This is a genomic window from Longimonas sp., from assembly GCF_046498435.1.
Lineage (GTDB): Bacteria > Bacteroidota > Rhodothermia > Rhodothermales > Salinibacteraceae > Longimonas.
Map to the genome: position 1 here is coordinate 14,879 of NZ_JAWOAR010000180.1, position 15,679 is coordinate 30,557.

General features: G+C 59.4%; 14 protein-coding genes. 5 read left to right on the forward strand and 9 right to left on the reverse strand.

What is annotated here, in order from left to right:
• Window positions 1-11: 11 nt before the first annotated feature.
• Complete coding sequence (locus R6U20_RS06700) at window positions 12-1,088, forward strand: isoaspartyl peptidase/L-asparaginase family protein (RefSeq protein WP_410337085.1); 1,077 nt, start codon at window positions 12-14, stop codon at window positions 1,086-1,088.
• Between the two features lie 37 nt (window positions 1,089-1,125).
• Entirely contained in the window at window positions 1,126-1,428 is a 303-nt protein-coding gene (locus tag R6U20_RS06705) for a Smr/MutS family protein (RefSeq protein ID WP_410337086.1), read from the forward strand.
• A 100-nt stretch (window positions 1,429-1,528) separates the two neighbouring features.
• Here the strand turns inward: R6U20_RS06705 and R6U20_RS06710 are convergent, their stop codons facing one another.
• Both R6U20_RS06710 and R6U20_RS06715 read right to left on the reverse strand, forming a co-directional pair.
• The gene (locus R6U20_RS06710) at window positions 1,529-2,053 is read right to left on the reverse strand and encodes a porin family protein (RefSeq protein WP_410337087.1); all 525 of its coding nucleotides are present in this window, start codon (window positions 2,051-2,053) and stop codon (window positions 1,529-1,531) included.
• A 159-nt stretch (window positions 2,054-2,212) separates the two neighbouring features.
• Window positions 2,213-2,719, reverse strand: a complete 507-nt coding sequence (locus R6U20_RS06715) for an outer membrane protein (protein ID WP_410337088.1) — start codon at window positions 2,717-2,719, stop codon at window positions 2,213-2,215.
• A 210-nt stretch (window positions 2,720-2,929) separates the two neighbouring features.
• Between R6U20_RS06715 and R6U20_RS06720 the strand changes: the two genes are divergently transcribed.
• Entirely contained in the window at window positions 2,930-4,462 is a 1,533-nt protein-coding gene (locus R6U20_RS06720) for a hypothetical protein (protein WP_410337089.1), read from the forward strand.
• Between the two features lie 477 nt (window positions 4,463-4,939).
• On the opposite strand, the gene R6U20_RS06725 is transcribed toward R6U20_RS06720, so the two are convergent.
• The 3 genes from R6U20_RS06725 to R6U20_RS06735 all read right to left on the reverse strand — a co-directional run bounded on the left by R6U20_RS06725 (window position 4,940) and on the right by R6U20_RS06735 (window position 8,001).
• Window positions 4,940-5,893: a hypothetical protein gene (locus R6U20_RS06725; RefSeq protein ID WP_410337090.1), complete on the reverse strand. Its 954-nt coding sequence runs from the start codon at window positions 5,891-5,893 to the stop codon at window positions 4,940-4,942.
• A 77-nt stretch (window positions 5,894-5,970) separates the two neighbouring features.
• Window positions 5,971-6,618, reverse strand: a complete 648-nt coding sequence (locus tag R6U20_RS06730) for a phospholipid-binding protein MlaC (RefSeq protein WP_410337091.1) — start codon at window positions 6,616-6,618, stop codon at window positions 5,971-5,973.
• Between the two features lie 45 nt (window positions 6,619-6,663).
• On the reverse strand, window positions 6,664-8,001 hold the full coding sequence (locus R6U20_RS06735; RefSeq protein WP_410337092.1) for a TolC family protein: 1,338 nt from the start codon (window positions 7,999-8,001) through the stop codon (window positions 6,664-6,666).
• A gap of 254 nt (window positions 8,002-8,255) precedes the next feature.
• On the opposite strand from R6U20_RS06735, the gene R6U20_RS06740 reads away from it, so the two are divergent.
• Window positions 8,256-8,546, forward strand: a complete 291-nt coding sequence (locus R6U20_RS06740) for a DUF721 domain-containing protein (protein ID WP_410337093.1) — start codon at window positions 8,256-8,258, stop codon at window positions 8,544-8,546.
• A 141-nt stretch (window positions 8,547-8,687) separates the two neighbouring features.
• On the opposite strand, the gene fabF is transcribed toward R6U20_RS06740, so the two are convergent.
• The 4 genes from fabF to R6U20_RS06760 all read right to left on the reverse strand — a co-directional run bounded on the left by fabF (window position 8,688) and on the right by R6U20_RS06760 (window position 13,784).
• The gene (gene fabF, locus R6U20_RS06745; protein WP_410337094.1) at window positions 8,688-9,941 is read right to left on the reverse strand and encodes a beta-ketoacyl-ACP synthase II; all 1,254 of its coding nucleotides are present in this window, start codon (window positions 9,939-9,941) and stop codon (window positions 8,688-8,690) included.
• Window positions 9,942-10,096: 155 nt separating this feature from the next.
• Complete coding sequence (locus tag R6U20_RS06750) at window positions 10,097-10,336, reverse strand: acyl carrier protein (protein WP_098061324.1); 240 nt, start codon at window positions 10,334-10,336, stop codon at window positions 10,097-10,099.
• Between the two features lie 223 nt (window positions 10,337-10,559).
• Window positions 10,560-12,674, reverse strand: coding sequence for a thiamine pyrophosphate-dependent enzyme (locus tag R6U20_RS06755; protein WP_410337095.1), 2,115 nt, complete (start codon window positions 12,672-12,674; stop codon window positions 10,560-10,562).
• Between the two features lie 303 nt (window positions 12,675-12,977).
• Window positions 12,978-13,784: a hypothetical protein gene (locus R6U20_RS06760; protein ID WP_410337096.1), complete on the reverse strand. Its 807-nt coding sequence runs from the start codon at window positions 13,782-13,784 to the stop codon at window positions 12,978-12,980.
• Window positions 13,785-14,264: 480 nt separating this feature from the next.
• On the opposite strand from R6U20_RS06760, the gene R6U20_RS06765 reads away from it, so the two are divergent.
• The gene (locus tag R6U20_RS06765; RefSeq protein ID WP_410337097.1) at window positions 14,265-15,338 is read left to right on the forward strand and encodes a BamA/TamA family outer membrane protein; all 1,074 of its coding nucleotides are present in this window, start codon (window positions 14,265-14,267) and stop codon (window positions 15,336-15,338) included.
• The last annotated feature ends 341 nt before the right edge of the window (window positions 15,339-15,679 follow it).

The following is a 15,679-nucleotide window of genomic DNA, read 5'->3' on the forward strand; positions in this document are numbered from 1 at the left end:
TTTTGTCTATCATGCGGTACATATCTCTTCCCTCTGTTGGTGTATTTTGGATGCTCGGCGCCCTGCTTATCCCGCTCATTGGATGCGATGACAGCGCGCCACCCTCCTCGTCATCGTCAGATTCTTCGTCAGAGCCGCCTGTTGCGCTTGCCATTCACGGCGGCGCGGGCACCATCTCGCCCGAGAACATGACCGACGACCAGGAGGCTGCCTACCGCAATGCGCTCAACGAGGCGCTCGATGCCGGCTACGCGGTCTTAGACGAAGGCGGCTCCAGCATCGATGCCGTTGAGGCTGCCATTGTGCAGATGGAAGATGACTCGCTCTTCAACGCCGCCCACGGCGCCGTCTTTACAAACGAAGACCGCGTCGAGCTGGATGCCTCCATCATGGATGGTGCCACCCGCAATGCAGGAGCCCTTACAGGCGTAACCACGGTGCGCAACCCGATCCGCCTGGCCCGTACGATCATGACCGAGTCGCCTCATGTCATGATGGCGGGAGAGGGCGCCGAAGCCTTTGCCGATGGGTTCGACCTGGAGCGCGTCGAGAATGATTACTTCTATACCGAGCGGCGCCTGGAAGCCGCCCAGCGCGCCCGCGAATCGTCCACATCAAGCCTGCGTCTTTCGGAAGATGGGAATCAGAAGCTGGGTACCGTGGGCGCAGTGGCGCTCGACCGCGACGGCAACCTGGCGGCAGGCACCTCCACCGGCGGCATGACGAATAAGCAGTTCGGACGCGTGGGCGATTCGCCCATCATTGGCGCGGGCACCTACGCCGACAATGCCACCTGTGCGGTCTCTTCTACCGGACACGGCGAGTACTTTATCCGTGGAGTGGTCGCACACGACATTGCTGCACGCATGCAGCACGGCGGGCAGTCGCTCACGGATGCAGCCAATGCGGTCGTGCACGACATGCTGCCCGACATGGGGGGCACCGGCGGCGTCATTTCGCTGGATGCCGAGGGCACCGTTGCGATGCCGTTCAACACCTCAGGCATGTACCGTGCATCGGTCGATGCAAGCGGCGAACGCATCGTGCGCATCTATGGCAACGAGGAGGAAGCTGCCTCCACCGAGTAGTCTTCCCTACGCATCCCTCTGATTACCCACCGGTTGTATGGATTCGCCGGATGCCAACGAACCCACCGAGTATCCCATCAACGGCGTGCTCGATCTGCACGTGTTTGACCCGGGTGTCATCGGCGATCTGGTACCCGACTATCTGCGCGCCTGTCACGCCAAAGGCATCTACCGAGTGCGCATCATTCACGGCAAAGGCACCGGACGCCTGCGACAGGGCGTGGTGAAACTGCTCGACCGCGACCCGCTGGTACTGCGCCATCGCCCAGCTACCGACCGCAGCAGTTGGGGGGCTACTATCGCTTTTCTGGATGCGGAGGCGGACGGGCCATCCGCATAGCGTGTCTGCCTACGACCCGATGTGTGGTGCTCGACATGCGATGCCCACATGCAAACGGGCACCGCTACCTGAAGCCACGAAGGACTACCACCCCGAATTGCTACAGCCCAAACAGCAATCCGCCACGAATTCCAAAGGCATTCAGGTTATTATCGCCATCGGTGAAATAGATCGAGTAGCCCAGTTCCACAAACGGTTTCAGCGGAAGCAGGTCAAACTGCGCACCCGTCACGATATTGATGCCCGCGTCGGTGGTGGTGTCGTTGTCACCCACTGAGGCAAACAAAAAGCCAACCCCAAGACCGCTGTACGGCGTGAACACCTGATTATTGATGCCAAACGGAAAGAGCGCGTTCACGTTGAGCATGGACCGATGTACATCGGCACCGTTCTGATCATCAAGAAAGTAAAAGTCGTAGGTCGGGTTGATGATAAACGGCAGCGCCACCGACGACACACGTACATCCGCACCTGCGGCAAATGTGCTGCTATTGGGATCAATGTCATCGCCCACGTCCAGGCTCAGGCGCGGCCCAATGGTGAAGCCGACCTGGGCATCGGCGGTGTGTGGAAGGGCCAGCGTGCAGAGCAAAACCAGCGCAGCGGTACAAAAGACGCGAATCATAACGTAAAGTCTTGGTTGTGGAGAAGGCATTGTAGCTCCGAATATCGCGGATGGACCGCAAAGGTGCAATCGGCAATCGTACCCTCCTGAACAAAAAAACGGCGCAGACCGATGTGGAGGTCTGCGCCGCAGGGTCGTGGACGTGGACTGTTCCTGCTGCTAAAGGTCGAACAACACGCCGCCGCTGATACCAAAGAGCGTCCCCGAGTCACCTTCTGAGAAGATAATACCCAGTTCGCCTTGCACAAACGGACGGATGCCGTCCAGGTTAAACTCGGCTCCACCAACCCCGCTCAAGCCCAAATCGGTGCTGCTAAAGCTTCCACTTCCAAAATCTCCGGAAACGTCAATCGACGTATTGAGAATCTGGACTCCGCCGCCAACGAAAGGCGCTACCGGCGAGTCGTCTACGGGGAAGTCAAACAGCGCGTTGGCACCTGCCGACCAGTATGTGACGTTCTCTGGTGCAAAATAGTAGTCAAACTTTGGGTTGATGCGTATGGGCGCGTCGAACCCAATCCGTACATCAGCCCCGATGTACGGCTCTTCAATATCGCCCAGCCCAAATCCTGCTTTGGGGCCAACCGATACTGTTGTTTGCGCCTGAGCCGTAGCTGGAATCAGGAAAACCGCGAGAAGTAGAATCGCCCAAGGTAGTCGTTTCATAGCAATGGTTATTGTCAGTGATTGGAGTATGAGAACCCCGCTTAAGGGGGACATTATAACAGTGCGCATTCCGTGACCACAACCGGACATCTCCCCTTTTCCTCCTCGGTAGCTGCCTGCTTTCCTTCGAGGATACAAGGGGATACGCAGGCAAACCGCCTGGTGCGTTCTCATGCTCTGGCTTTGAAGGCTTCCTTCATGCGCTCTGTCTTGACTCTCGTACTGACCGCATTGCTCCTAAGCAACCTCTCTGTATCGGCCTCCGACAGCGAGGTCGGCGTGGTCTGGATGCCCGATGGATCAGCCGAAGCACAAGTACAGACCCTCCGCACCATGGCAGACCATCAGATCCGCCATGTGCGCGTACTCGACTGGCCCCACGCCGAGGCGCTCCAGGCCGCAACCACACTGCAGATCCAGTTGTACGTGGACCTGCACGCCCCTCCTGATCCAAACGACGACCGCCTTACGCATCCTGCCGTACGCGGTGCGGGATGGGCCGGACCGCTCACGGCACAGGGCTGCACCACCTGGATGCAGGTGCGTACGCAACTCCCTGCCGACCGGCTTCGCTACGTAGTTGCTCCGATATCGCCAACAGGCGCAGCATGCCAGTTCGACGATGCCACCACCGTGCTCGCCGACGTTCGTTTGATGGATCGCCCGTTCGCCCGCTGGTATCAGTGGCGGCAGGCACACGACGGTCCGGTTGGCCTTGCCGCGCTGGGGACGGCCCGCACGGGCTCAGGTCCCGAGGGCTGGCGCGTGCCTCGCTCGGCAGCAGCACAGGCGCGCACGCTTGAGCGCCTCCTCACTGAGGTGCACACCCGCAACGTGCCCCTCACCTTTACAGCGGCATGGACATCCGCCTCCAACTGGGGGCCGCTCCACTTTCACCTTACCGAACGTGATTCCCTCTTGCCACCCGGGCAGGTCGTGGCTGCAGCTACGACCCACGCGCCTCGCCCGTTTGTCTGGCCCCCCGGCCCAACAACAACGTCCTCCTCGGGGCTGCCTATTGGAACGACAGCAGCGGTGTGGCTGCTGCTGGGTGGAACGGCCGCTGCGTTCTTCTACCTGCCGCCCGTGCGGCGCACCGTGCTCCGCTATCTGTTTGCCCACGCGTTCTACCGCGATGCCATGCGCACTGGACGCGACGCAACGCCATTGACGTGTACGGTCCTGCTCACCCTGATGGGGGGAGCGTTGTGGGTCGGTGGCTATGCCGTGTTGGCCGAGAGCGCATGGCTGCGTCCTACGCTGCTTGCTGTCGAAGGACTTCCCCCACCGCTCCAGTCCGTTGCCAACGCGGCGTGGACGACTCCTGTACGCACCGCTGGGCTGGTTACGGGCGGACTCATCGGAGGCCTTCTTATCTGGGCCAGTGGTGTTGCACTGGCGCTGCGAGCAGCGGGAACCTCGCTTTCGTGGTCGCAAACCTTTGTGCTCGGGCTCGTACCCTGGTGGGGAACGCTTCTATGGATGCTTGCCGCCATCACGCCCTTATCCGCCTTACGCCCCCACATTCCGCTGGTGCTCCTGGGTATGGCCCTCGTTGCCAGTATGTGGACGGCTCTTCGCACTGCACACGATGTCTTCTACACGGCCCGCGCACCGCTCGTCCTGGCTCTTGGAGCCGCCCTTTTTGCTCCGGGCAGCCTCCTGCTCATCCTTCTTGTTTCGGTAGGATACGCCACCGAGGTGCCCGTTCAATGGATAAGCACCCTTCTCTGGCATGCATAGTGCTGTGTCAACCCTCATTTTGATGGTTGCCCAGCAATCAACTTCCACGAAGCCGGTCATGGTGAGCGCAGTCGAACCATCTCCCTGGCGTTCAGCGGGACCTGTTCGGGACAGCACGACACGCGTACCTATCTCGGTTTGACCCAAACAATCACGTGTGACACAGCAATAGTGCTCTGTCACACGTGATTCATAGGGTAACGCACGAACTCCCATTTTATAGTCATCCCGGACAAGGCGCCCCCAAACAGGCCGTCGCACTGCGGGCACGGAGCAGGTCTGATACCAATCCGGTTGCAGCATTGCGGCATCGCTTCTCGGCAGCACACCGGGTTTACCTCGTCAGTCGGCCTTCGGCCTCGTGTGAGGATGAACGAATGGACGGATGGATGTTTTTCATCTGCCCATTCACGCTTCCATCCCCAACGGAGCATCCGGAGTTGATACTACAAGCCCCCCCTACCAATGCTTCGTTGGCTATACCGACTCTGCTGACGTACACTGCGTCCAGGCCCGTTCGGCAAACGCGTAGAATGGCTCTTTTTCGTGAAGCCATCCAAAATGCAATACAAACGGAGTAATGCGCATCTGGTCGCCCCATCCAGGTAAGCGGGTGAGCAGCGCAATGAGCAGGTCGCGGATCGTTTCGTTGGGAATACCCCGCAAGTCGTGCACAAAGGGCGTGGTGTAATAGTCGCACACCACGTGCTCAAAGTCAGGGTCGTACGTGGTGAGTCCGTCGATGAAGTCGAGTTGCGGCGTGTTATGGCCTTGCATCCATGAGAAGACGTGCAGATCCAACTCGCTCATCGCCATGGCCATGCTCCACTCGCACGATTCTTCGCTGCGTCCTTCGTTAAGGCGGCTGCGGAAGTGCGTGTCGGGGGCCTGCTCCAAGAAGTGTTGCGCGGTGGCGCAGAAAGTACGTGTCGTTTCGCGGTCTTGCGCGTACAGCATACCCGCCTGTACGCGGGGCAGGTACGACAGCCCAAACCGCCGAAGGGTGCGCCCGCGGCGGTTGAGCACCATGTCAAGAAGCACCCCCGCCCCTTTGGGTCCGCCAAAAAAGAAATCAGCGCGCATGCGTCCCGTTGCCGTAAAGGGGAACGCCTGAAGCTGCTGCCATAGCGGATCGGGGTCGCGGCACCACACCATATCGGTATCAACAAACAAACACCGGTCGTATGGCATGAACCGATCGATGTGATGCTTGAACCCGACAATGGAGCGGTGCGCCTCGGGGAGCGGTTCAATGCGCTCAAACAGCGAGGCAACACCAGCCTCCTCTACATACTGGCGGTGCGCGGCCGGGCAGTACAGCGCAACCGGGCGTGTGGTGTCGTAGCGGCGCAAGGTGGATACAGAGGCCACCGCGTGGCGGGCATAGACTTCGTCTCCGTAACAGTGCAGAACGTATCCTTCGGTGGACATGAGGTGCAGACAAACGGCAAAACAACAAGCGGGGCGCACTCACGCAATGGGGAGTACGCCCCGCTGTATCAGGCGACTTATTGGGCGTTGGCTTCTTGCTCGGCGCGGTCTAAGCGGGTACGAAGGCTGTTCATGAGCGCATCAAAGCCCCGCTTTCGCATCACGTTCTGAAACGAGCGGGCGTAGCCTCCTGCCGTGCTCACCTCATCGAGGATAATGTCGGTGGCCAGCCACGTACTGTCTTTACGATGCAGCACATAATCGACTGGTGTATCGTTGCCCTGATAGCGCGTGGTGGTGCGCACGAATGCGCTGTCGTCTTCTACATCAATGCGATCGTAGGTGACCTCAGAGTTATAGGCCTCCAGGTCGCTCAACGACTGATGCCGCACCACGCCCTGAAACACATCAACAAATTCGGCGCGTTGCTCCTCGGAGAGATCGCTCCAAAACGGCCCAAGCGCCTCCTGTCCCATCGCCCGGAAGTCGATGAATCCGTTAATGAGCGTCATGAGCTCATCGCGCTGGGCGCTTGAGAAATCACTCTCGGTCCCGTTCAGGATGGATTTGATCTCGGCATCGCGCTCTTCGAGCATGGCACGGATCGCCTCAGACTCATCAGCGTCGTTGGCTTGTTGGGCCGTAACCGGTACGGCGGCTCCCGCCACAAGCATAACTGTGAGAAGAGCAAACGCGCCGGAACGAAGCGATAGAAAAGACCACATAGCAAGGCATTCGGTTAGGAAAAGATTGTTGAGTGCTGCACACCACTACGGTTCAATAAGCGTGCCGCGCTGTGCTTCCTGCGGAAGCGTGCCGGTGGTGCGTAGCAGCTTCAGCACCGCCACATTATAGCGCTGCACAGCTTCATAGTAGGCGGCTCGCGTTTCCAGATTGGTTTGTACGGCATCGACCAGGTTCTGCGGATCGCCCAGGTCGAGATCGAAGTTAATTTGCTCCGTACGCAGCCACTCACGCGTTGTGCGCACCGATTCGTCGAACGACTCGACCCGCTGCTGGGCTGTACGCGCATCGCGATAGGCCTCTTCAACCTCAACATCGATCAGCGTCTCAGCAGCGTCTCGTTGGTACTCAACTTCGGCTCGTTGCGCTTCAGCCTGCTCGACCCGCGCCCGTGTCTGGTAGAAATTCAGGTTCTGCTGAATGCCAAATCCAGTACGCGTTGACTGTCCACGAAATGAGTCACCGATAAACGCATTCTCCTGGCGATAGCGTCCGGGCGTGGCACTGATTCCGTACGACGCTTGCAGGGCGAGCTTCGGGTAGTAGTCAGAGCGCGCTACATCAACCAGAGCGTCGCGGGCCGCTACCCCGGCCTCGGCCTGGTCGAACTCGGGGCGATGACGGCGTGCGTTAGCCTGGTACGTTGCAAGCGAATCGCCCAGCAGGTCGAGCGAGAACGGACGAATCTGCTCGTCGGCAACCACAACAGCATTGTCGTCGAGCATGAGCTGTCCTGTAAGGGCTGCGCGTGCGGTGGCTTGCTGCTCGCGCACTTCGGTGCGGCGCCGCTCGAACTCTTGCTGGGCCAGGTCGAGCTTGAACAGGTCGGCTTCATCGACATCGGAGCTGCCCTCGTTGAGCAAGGTTTCGACCTCGTCGCGCGCCTGTCGAAGCAGCGACTCGGCTTCGTCGGTCAGGCTGCGCAGCGTATTCGTGAGCAACACGTTCTGATAAAGCTCTCCCGCCCGAAGCGCCACTTCCAAACGCTTGCGTTGCACCTCTGCATCTTCAACGCGCGTACCCTGTTGCGCCGCCTCAATATTACCCGAAAGCTCCCCCCACGTAAGCAGCGGCTGCTGCAAGACGACCTCCAACCGGTTAAACGGGCGCAGGCTCTGAATCTGCCAGTCATTTTCGACATTGGGGTTCAGGTAGAGCTCGCTGGTGGGCCGGTCGTTGTCGGCGGGGATGTCGAGGCTCGGCGCAATAGAGTGCGCGGTATTCAGGTTGAAGTTGGTCGCAAAGCGACTGGCCCGCGCTTCTCTGGAGCGCGCGGCAGCAAAATCGCGTTGTGCATCACGCTCTTTGATGTCGGGACTCACCTCCAGCGCTCGCACAATGGTTTCTTGCAACGACACCGTCACCGTATCAGCATGGGAACGGGACTGAGCATGACTCTGCCCAGCGGCACAGAGCCCCCATGTCAGCACCAACAGAACCGCGACACACTCAACGCGCCAGCGAACAGGAAGGAAAAGGAAACGCATATCGCTTCGGAAACCGCACAAATAGAAGGTCATCGGTAGAGCCGCCCCGTTGCCGAGAAACGTAACACCGCCTTATGGGGTCTACATACCCCCGAACACTCCTTTTTTCTGGAGCAGACCGCCCGTTTGTTATGCCCACAGACGACCCGCAGCCCCTCGGCGACATTCTCGACGACGTCTTACAACGCCTCAATGTAGGCGGAAAGATCGACGAAGCCCGCGTGGTCGAGGCATGGGCCATGCTCGTGGGCCCCCAGATCAACAACGTGACCGAAAGCGTGTGGATGAAGGGGCCGCGCTTATTTGTCAAGATTCGCTCGGCCGCGTGGCGGCAGGAGCTTCACCTGCAACGCCAGCAGTGGCGCAACCGCCTCAACGAAGAACTGGGGCAGGAGCTCATCCAAGAGGTTGTGTTTCGGTAGGATGCGCAGGCTGGCATCAGGCGGAGCAAGGGAATCGCCAGGCGTTCTGTGTCTCCTATTCATTGCACGGCACCGTCCCCATCGGTCAAGGCCATGCGCTTCTGCCCTTGGTCTATTTCTAACCCCGCCAGCGTGCCCACTTCACTCATCGAAGGCTCCCAGCACTAACGACGTGTTGTGGCCACCGAATCCAAACGCGTTATTGAGGACCACATTGAGCTCGCGTTCTTGCGGCTCATTGAACGTGTAGTTGAGATCACACTCGGGATCGGCCTCCTCAAAGTTGATGGTTGGTGGCACCACGTTGTGCTTCATCGCCTGAATGCAGGCAATCGCCTCAACCGCTCCGGCAGCGCCCAGCAAGTGTCCCGTCATGCTCTTGGTCGAGGACACGTTCAGGTCGTAAGCATGATCGCCAAAGACCTGCTTGATGGCCGAGGTTTCGGCCGCATCTCCCAGCGGGGTCGACGTGCCGTGCGCATTGATGTAATCGATGTCTTCCGCATTCATCTCAGCAGTTTCCAGGGCGCGGGTCAGCGCCAGCTTTACGCCACCGCCCTCAGGGTCGGGCGCAGTAAGGTGATGCGCATCGGCCGACATGCCCGTGCCCAGCACTTCTGCATGAATGGTGGCACCGCGTGCTTTTGCGTGCTCCAGACTTTCAAGGAAGAGCGCGCCTGCGCCCTCGCCCATCACAAAGCCATCGCGGTGCTTGTCGAACGGACGGCTGGCGCGGGCTGGATCGTCGTTACGAGTTGAGAGGGCACGCATCGAGGCAAAGCCCGCAATGCCGAGCTTCGTCACACATGCATCCGTTCCCCCACAGACCGCGCCGTCGATGGTCCCATCGCGGATGAGGCGAAAGGCATCGGAAATGTTGTGGTTGCCGGTTGCACAGGCCGATACGACCGCATGGTTAGGACCGCGAAAGCCGTGCTGAATGGCAATCTGCCCGCTGGCAATGTCGGGGATAAGCATCGGGATGAAGAACGGCGACACGCGCGTTTCGCCGCTATTCAGGAAATAGTCGGTCTGATCGTAAAACGTCTGCATCCCCCCAATGCCACTGCCGTAGATCACGCCAATGCGGTCTTTCAGATCTTGGGGCATCTCATCGCTATCGAATCCGGCATGGCGCACCGCTTCATCAGCGGCCACAAGTGCATACTGGCAGAAGGGATCCATGCGACGAGCCAGCTTCGCATCCAGGTAATCTTCAGGATCAAAGTCAGGCAGTTCGCAGGCAAACGTAGAGCGCAGCTCCGATGCATCGAACGACGCGATGGGGGCAGCGCCGCTGGTGCCTTCAAGAGCAGCCTCCCAGAACGAATCTACGGTCAGGCCCAGTGGGGTGAGTGCCCCCATCCCCGTAACGACAACTCGGCGAGCAGACATGATGACAACGGCAGTTTGGAACAGATGATGAACAGGAGGTCCTGAAGAAGACCGTGCGGCTGGGCCACAGCGCCCTTGAACAGCAAACCCGGCGCACCAGCTCGCATCTGAGCGAGGGGCCGCCGGGAGGCTGGGTGCAGCACACCGGAACGACGTTACGCTGCTTTTTCGGAGAGGTAGTCAACGGCATCGCCCACCGTCGCAATATTCTCAGCGTCCTCGTCCGAGATCGTCAGGTCGAACTCTTTCTCAAATTCCATGATCAGCTCAACCGTGTCGAGCGAGTCGGCCCCCAGGTCATTGGTGAAGGACGCGTCGGTCGTCACGTCGGATTCATCGACGCCCAGCTTTTCGACGATAATGTTTTTGACGGCGGACTCGATATCAGTAGCCATGGGTTAAGGGTGTTTGTGCGTTAAATCAATGCGAAATATGGTCCTCGACGGAGGAATCAACCCGACGCCGCCGCTCAATTACGGGGCGCATACCGGGGGGAATGGCGGGCACAACCGGCTACGAGGCCGCTTCTGCGCCTGTCCGCACACTACACGGTGCCCGCCTGCAAATGGTTTCGGGACGCCGACGAGGCCGCGTGTATGTTGGGTCGGTTATTTAAGGCTAAAACGCAGCCAGTTCACGGGCCGCCTCCAGCACGTCGTCGTCGCTGGGCAGCACTTCGCGCTCCAGGCTGTGGGCAAACGGAATGGGTGAGAACGCTCCGGCCACGCGCCGCACCGGCGCATCCAGCTGCTTAAACGCAAGGTCGGCAATCTGGGCGCTCACTTCGGCCCCATAGCCGATGAACTCGTGGTCTTCGTAGAGCACAAGCGCCCGGTTGGTCTTCGACACAGATTCGAGCACCGTGTCTGTATCGAGCGGCACCATCGTGCGCAGGTCAATGACTTCTACGCTAATGCCTTCTTTGGCAAGTTCTTTGGCGGCGTTGTTGGCTTTGTGCACCATCATGCCGTAGGTGATGATACTGAGATCGGTGCCCTCACGCGCCACGCGGGCTTCTCCGAACGGGAGCAGATACTCCTCAGGCGGCGTCGGTGTGCGGGCAGCGGCGGCACGGTAGAGCGCTTTGTGCTCCAAGAACATAACGGGGTCTTCCATCCGCATGGCGGTGGTAAGGAGCCCTTTCGCATCGGCCGCTGTAGCAGGCATGGCGACTTTCAGACCGGGCGTGTGGCCAAAGATCGATTCGATGTTCTGCGAGTGGCAGAGCCCGCCGTGGATGTACCCACCGCACGGCACGCGAATGACCATCGGGCAGCTCCATTCGTTGTTCGAGCGATACCGAAACGGCGCCACCTGATTGCGCAGGTGCTGCATGCCGGGCCAGATGTAGTCGGCAAACTGAATTTCGATGACGGGGTGATAGCCGCTCGCTGCCCAGCCGACGGCGCTTCCAATAATAGAGGCTTCGGCCAGCGGTGCATTGAAGCAGCGATCTTCGCCGTACAGACGCGTCAGGTCTTTCGTTGCGGTAAAGACGCCGCCCTTTTCGCCCGCCACATCTTCGCCATAGACGATAATGTCTTCGTTGCGCGCCATCTCTTCTTTAAGCGCCCGGTTGATGGCATCCACCATAACGATGGGCTCGGCATCCGGGTCGAGATCAGATTCAGTGTTGTAGCTGAGGCCGAGGTCGCCTTCGAAAAAAACGTGCTTCGTGGCCGTGGCGGGGTCGGGGTCGGGCTGTTCTTGCGCCCACTTCGATGCCTCTTCGACCTGATGGTGCACATCGTTCTGGAGCGCGTCGAGTTCTTCCGTGGAAAAGATCTCGGCATCGACAAGCGTGTTGCGCATCCGCTTGATGGGGTCGATGGCGCGGTCAGCCTCCAGTTCGTCGTCGGGACGGTATTTGGTGTGGTCATCCGAGGACGAATGGGGCAGGAGGCGCACCACATCGGCCACGAGGCACACCGGGCCCCCGCCGTTGCGCATGTGGTTGATGGCGGCTTCGGCGGCGCTGGCCATCTCAAAGAAGTTGGTACCATCAGCACGGATACGGCTGAGTCCGTCGTATCCCGCGGCCAGTTTGTAGGCGGTGCCTCCAGCAGTTTGCTCTTCAACGGGCACCGAAATGGCGTACTTGTTGTCTTGTACCATGAAAAGTACAGGAGCCTGGACGCGCGTGGCCCAGTTGAGCGCCTCGTGGAAGTCGCCCTGCGAGGTGGCGCCGTCACCGCACGAGGCATAAACGAAGGCATCATCGCCACGCTGTTGGATGGCGAGCCCGAATCCAACCGCAGGCATAAACTGTGCACCCACCGACGAGGAGGTCGTCATCACGTTCAGATCGCGCAGCCCGAAGTGCTCCGGCATTTGGCGTCCGCCCGAATGCGGGTCATTGGCTTTGGCCAGATGTGCAAGGAACGCGTCTTCAGGGCGCATGCCCAGCGACAGCGTGATGCAGAGGTCGCGGTAGTACATCGCGAACCAGTCGTGCCCCGGCTGCGCGTGCAGGCCGACGGCGGCCTGGGCAGCCTCATGCCCTGAGGCGCCAATGTGAAAGTGCCCCTTGCCCTGCTTGAGCAGTGTCATCATCTTTTCGTCAAGGCGTCGCGACAGCATCATGGTGCGTAGCACCTGCCGCAGCGTGTCGGGCGCAAAGTCATGTGGGGCACGCGTCGACAGATCAAAGGGCGCATCATATTGCGGCGTGGCTACCGCGTCGGTCGCGGCGTGGGCCGTGGCATCGGCACGATGCGAATTCGGGTTGGACATGGCAAAGCGCGGGTTCATTCTTACCAAGTGCGAGCGGATTCGCCAACAGACGAGGCGAAACCGGGGCGATGTGGGAAGCGAAGGCCGTGGGCCCCATACGAAGCGCTTCCGACATATTTAGTATAAGAAGTTGCATGCTGGCTTCGGGTGAAAAAGCGCTTAGAACCTACAGGATACTCGGCTAATATGCTTCAGGGATGACCAAATTATCAATGAAAGATGAATGCGGCGCCATGCTCCCAACCACGGAGTCGCGTCGGGGCTTGCAAGGCGAGTGGCCTCTCGGCCTTCTCTCATTCGCCGTTATGCTGCATTATCTGATTCACGGGTATCGTTTCCCGACGACGGAGTCGCGTCGGACTCGGACTCCTGGTCGTCCTGTTGTTCGGGATCCTCTTCCTGCTCGTATGTTTTCGCGGCTGTGTTCATCAATGTCTTCATGACGCGTGTAGCCGCCTCGGTAGCATGCTCCACATCGTCGTCGGGACGTTCGGCTTCTTCTTGAGGCAGCGTAGACACCGAGACAGTGGGCGCATCGGGCCCAAAGAGGAGCGGGTTGTCAGCCTCGGCATGGGCAGCAATCCGTTTCATGTGCGCACGCATCCCGGCGCGCAGGCTGGGCAGCAACTGAACGACACGCGTATCGTTATCATCTTGCACACGAAGCGTCGCACTCTCCATATCCACATCATCGACTCGCAACTGAAGCGCCTGCCTTACATCTATTTCACACCGTAGCAACAGGTGGGCAAACAGGCTACGCGCCGATGTGGGACGAGGAAAGGACTCCACGTCTTCAATTTCGCCCTGATCTTCGGCATGGCGGATGTCGGTCAGGTAGAACATGACCGCATCGAGCGCCTGATTGCGTTCTGCATCCGACAAACGCGCCTGGGTGCCCAAAAAATCCATAAATGCAGATACGCTATCCATCCACACAACAGGGCGGTCCTGATTCTCACAAAACCGGCGGTAGCAGATCGTCCATACACCATAGATCTCGGCACGCTCTCGCGGTACATTAAACCGGGGCGCCAGACGGCGGATTGTATCCAGCAACTCCACCTCCTCATTGCGAACATTGATCGTGGGTTTTTCGGAATCGGCCATAGCAAGAGCAGAGAGCGCGCCAGGAATAGAATGCGAAGGGGCCAACTTACGACGTTACACCGTATTCAATATACAAGGTAAGTGGGGACGGGTGCAATCGGCAATTGCGGTGCTGCACGGGTGCGTTTCATAAGGCATGAACTCATACGGCTCGGCCCTACGCGTTCGTGTGCACCATCTCGTGTGCACCATCATGATCTTTTCGTCGGTTCGAATTCCCACTCCACATTATCTTTCACAAAACACACTCGTCGTGGACCCCTTGATGTTTCCGAGTCGTAACACTTGTTTGACAGATCATTCTATTTCAAAGGCCCCTCGCCATTGAACTGCTCAGTAGCCCATCTGCCTGCCCAGCCCCCTTCGGCAGCACGCAGAAAACATATTGAGAGATACGCAAAGATGGCAGCGTCGCGTATACGTCAGACTCTGCCCCTACATTCTGGAATCATAGCGCTTGTTATAGGCCTACTCGTCGGGATGGGGCTCCCGCATCAGGCTACCGCGTGTGCCCCGCCGTCTTTTCCTGTACAACAGCCCGACACCCTCACCTCAGAAGACACCACCTCAACCACCGACTGGTACGCGCTTCCGTTTGTCTACTACACCCCTGAAACCAGCGTAGGGGCCGGGCTTGCTGGAGCATACTTTTTTGGGAACGACCCTGCTCGCATCTCCAGCATTACGTCCGACCTGTCGGCGACGCTGAATGGCGAGTACGAGTTTTCGTTCGATACCGAGCTCTACCTCAACGACGGACAGTATCGGCTTTGGACCTCCGCCAACGCGGCTCGCACGCCTGCTTCGTTCTTTGGCATAGGACCCGGCACCACAAGCAACGCCCGCGAATCCTACACCCGGCAGATGATCGACCTGCAACTGCGTGGGGCACGACGGATGACGCACGCCCTGCATGCGGGGCTGCGCACACGCATCCGCCACGCAACCATCACCACCGTCGCCGATAACGGATTGCTCGATACCGATTCGGTGTCTGGCGCAGGTGGCAGCACGGTTTGGGGCATCGGCCCAATGCTTCTTGTAGATGCTCGATCGCGCACATACTATCCCCAACACGGCCACTATTTATCTCTCTATGCGCTTTTTCATCCGTACGTGCAGCGAGCACAGGGGGCGTTCACACGCCTCGTAGCAGATATTCGGCAATTTGTGCCGCTTGGTAACGACCATGTGCTGGCCCTGCAAGGCTATGCAGAAGCCGTTACGGGCGAGCCGCCCTTTGCGCTGCTCCCCTCTCTTGGCGGCTCGGCACGCATGCGCGGCTACCGACACGCCCGCTTCCGCGACAAGGTAACAACAACTCTCCAGGCCGAGTGGCGCGCTCCGGTATGGGGGCCCATCAAGACCGCCGTGTTTGGCAGCATCGGCGCCATCGCCCCTCAATTTTCGACACTTGGCCACACCGACTGGAAACCCGCCGCCGGACTTGGACTGCGCTACCGCCTGACCGATTCGGGCGTTCACCTACGTGCCGACTTCGCCATCAGCCCCGACGGTACGGGGCTCTACCTGACGGGCTCGCAGCCGTTTTAGAGCCTGTTGGGGGGTAGTTTGAGGGCAAGAGCGAACGCTGTGCTGATCATGAGGCAGCCAGCGTTTTCTGCGTATTCCCCCTCTCGGCAACTGTGAAATTGTAAGTGATACACCGAGGCAGTCATCCCGGACAAGGCGCCCCTGCCACCGCTGATCCGGGATCTTTTGTGATCTTCCATGGCAATCACTCGCCCGCGCAACCCAACCATTGACGTGTGACACAGCACTATTGCCGTGTCACAGATGATTCATGGGGTAACGCATGGACTCCCATTTTATAGTCATCCAGATCCTGAATCGAGTTCAGGACAGGCAAGGCGCCCCTGGCGCCGCTGATCCGG

Coding starts and splice junctions, on each gene's coding strand:
- R6U20_RS06725 (WP_410337090.1), bottom strand. CDS start 5,893: ATGTCCACCGAAGGATACGTTCTGCACTGTTACGGAGACGAAGTCTAT.
- R6U20_RS06700 (WP_410337085.1), top strand. CDS start 12: ATGCGGTACATATCTCTTCCCTCTGTTGGTGTATTTTGGATGCTCGGC.
- R6U20_RS06730 (WP_410337091.1), bottom strand. CDS start 6,618: ATGTGGTCTTTTCTATCGCTTCGTTCCGGCGCGTTTGCTCTTCTCACA.
- R6U20_RS06765 (WP_410337097.1), top strand. CDS start 14,265: ATGGGGCTCCCGCATCAGGCTACCGCGTGTGCCCCGCCGTCTTTTCCT.
- R6U20_RS06705 (WP_410337086.1), top strand. CDS start 1,126: ATGGATTCGCCGGATGCCAACGAACCCACCGAGTATCCCATCAACGGC.
- R6U20_RS06760 (WP_410337096.1), bottom strand. CDS start 13,784: ATGGCCGATTCCGAAAAACCCACGATCAATGTTCGCAATGAGGAGGTG.
- R6U20_RS06755 (WP_410337095.1), bottom strand. CDS start 12,674: ATGTCCAACCCGAATTCGCATCGTGCCGATGCCACGGCCCACGCCGCG.
- R6U20_RS06715 (WP_410337088.1), bottom strand. CDS start 2,719: ATGAAACGACTACCTTGGGCGATTCTACTTCTCGCGGTTTTCCTGATT.
- fabF (WP_410337094.1), bottom strand. CDS start 9,941: ATGTCTGCTCGCCGAGTTGTCGTTACGGGGATGGGGGCACTCACCCCA.
- R6U20_RS06710 (WP_410337087.1), bottom strand. CDS start 2,053: ATGATTCGCGTCTTTTGTACCGCTGCGCTGGTTTTGCTCTGCACGCTG.
- R6U20_RS06740 (WP_410337093.1), top strand. CDS start 8,256: ATGCCCACAGACGACCCGCAGCCCCTCGGCGACATTCTCGACGACGTC.
- R6U20_RS06750 (WP_098061324.1), bottom strand. CDS start 10,336: ATGGCTACTGATATCGAGTCCGCCGTCAAAAACATTATCGTCGAAAAG.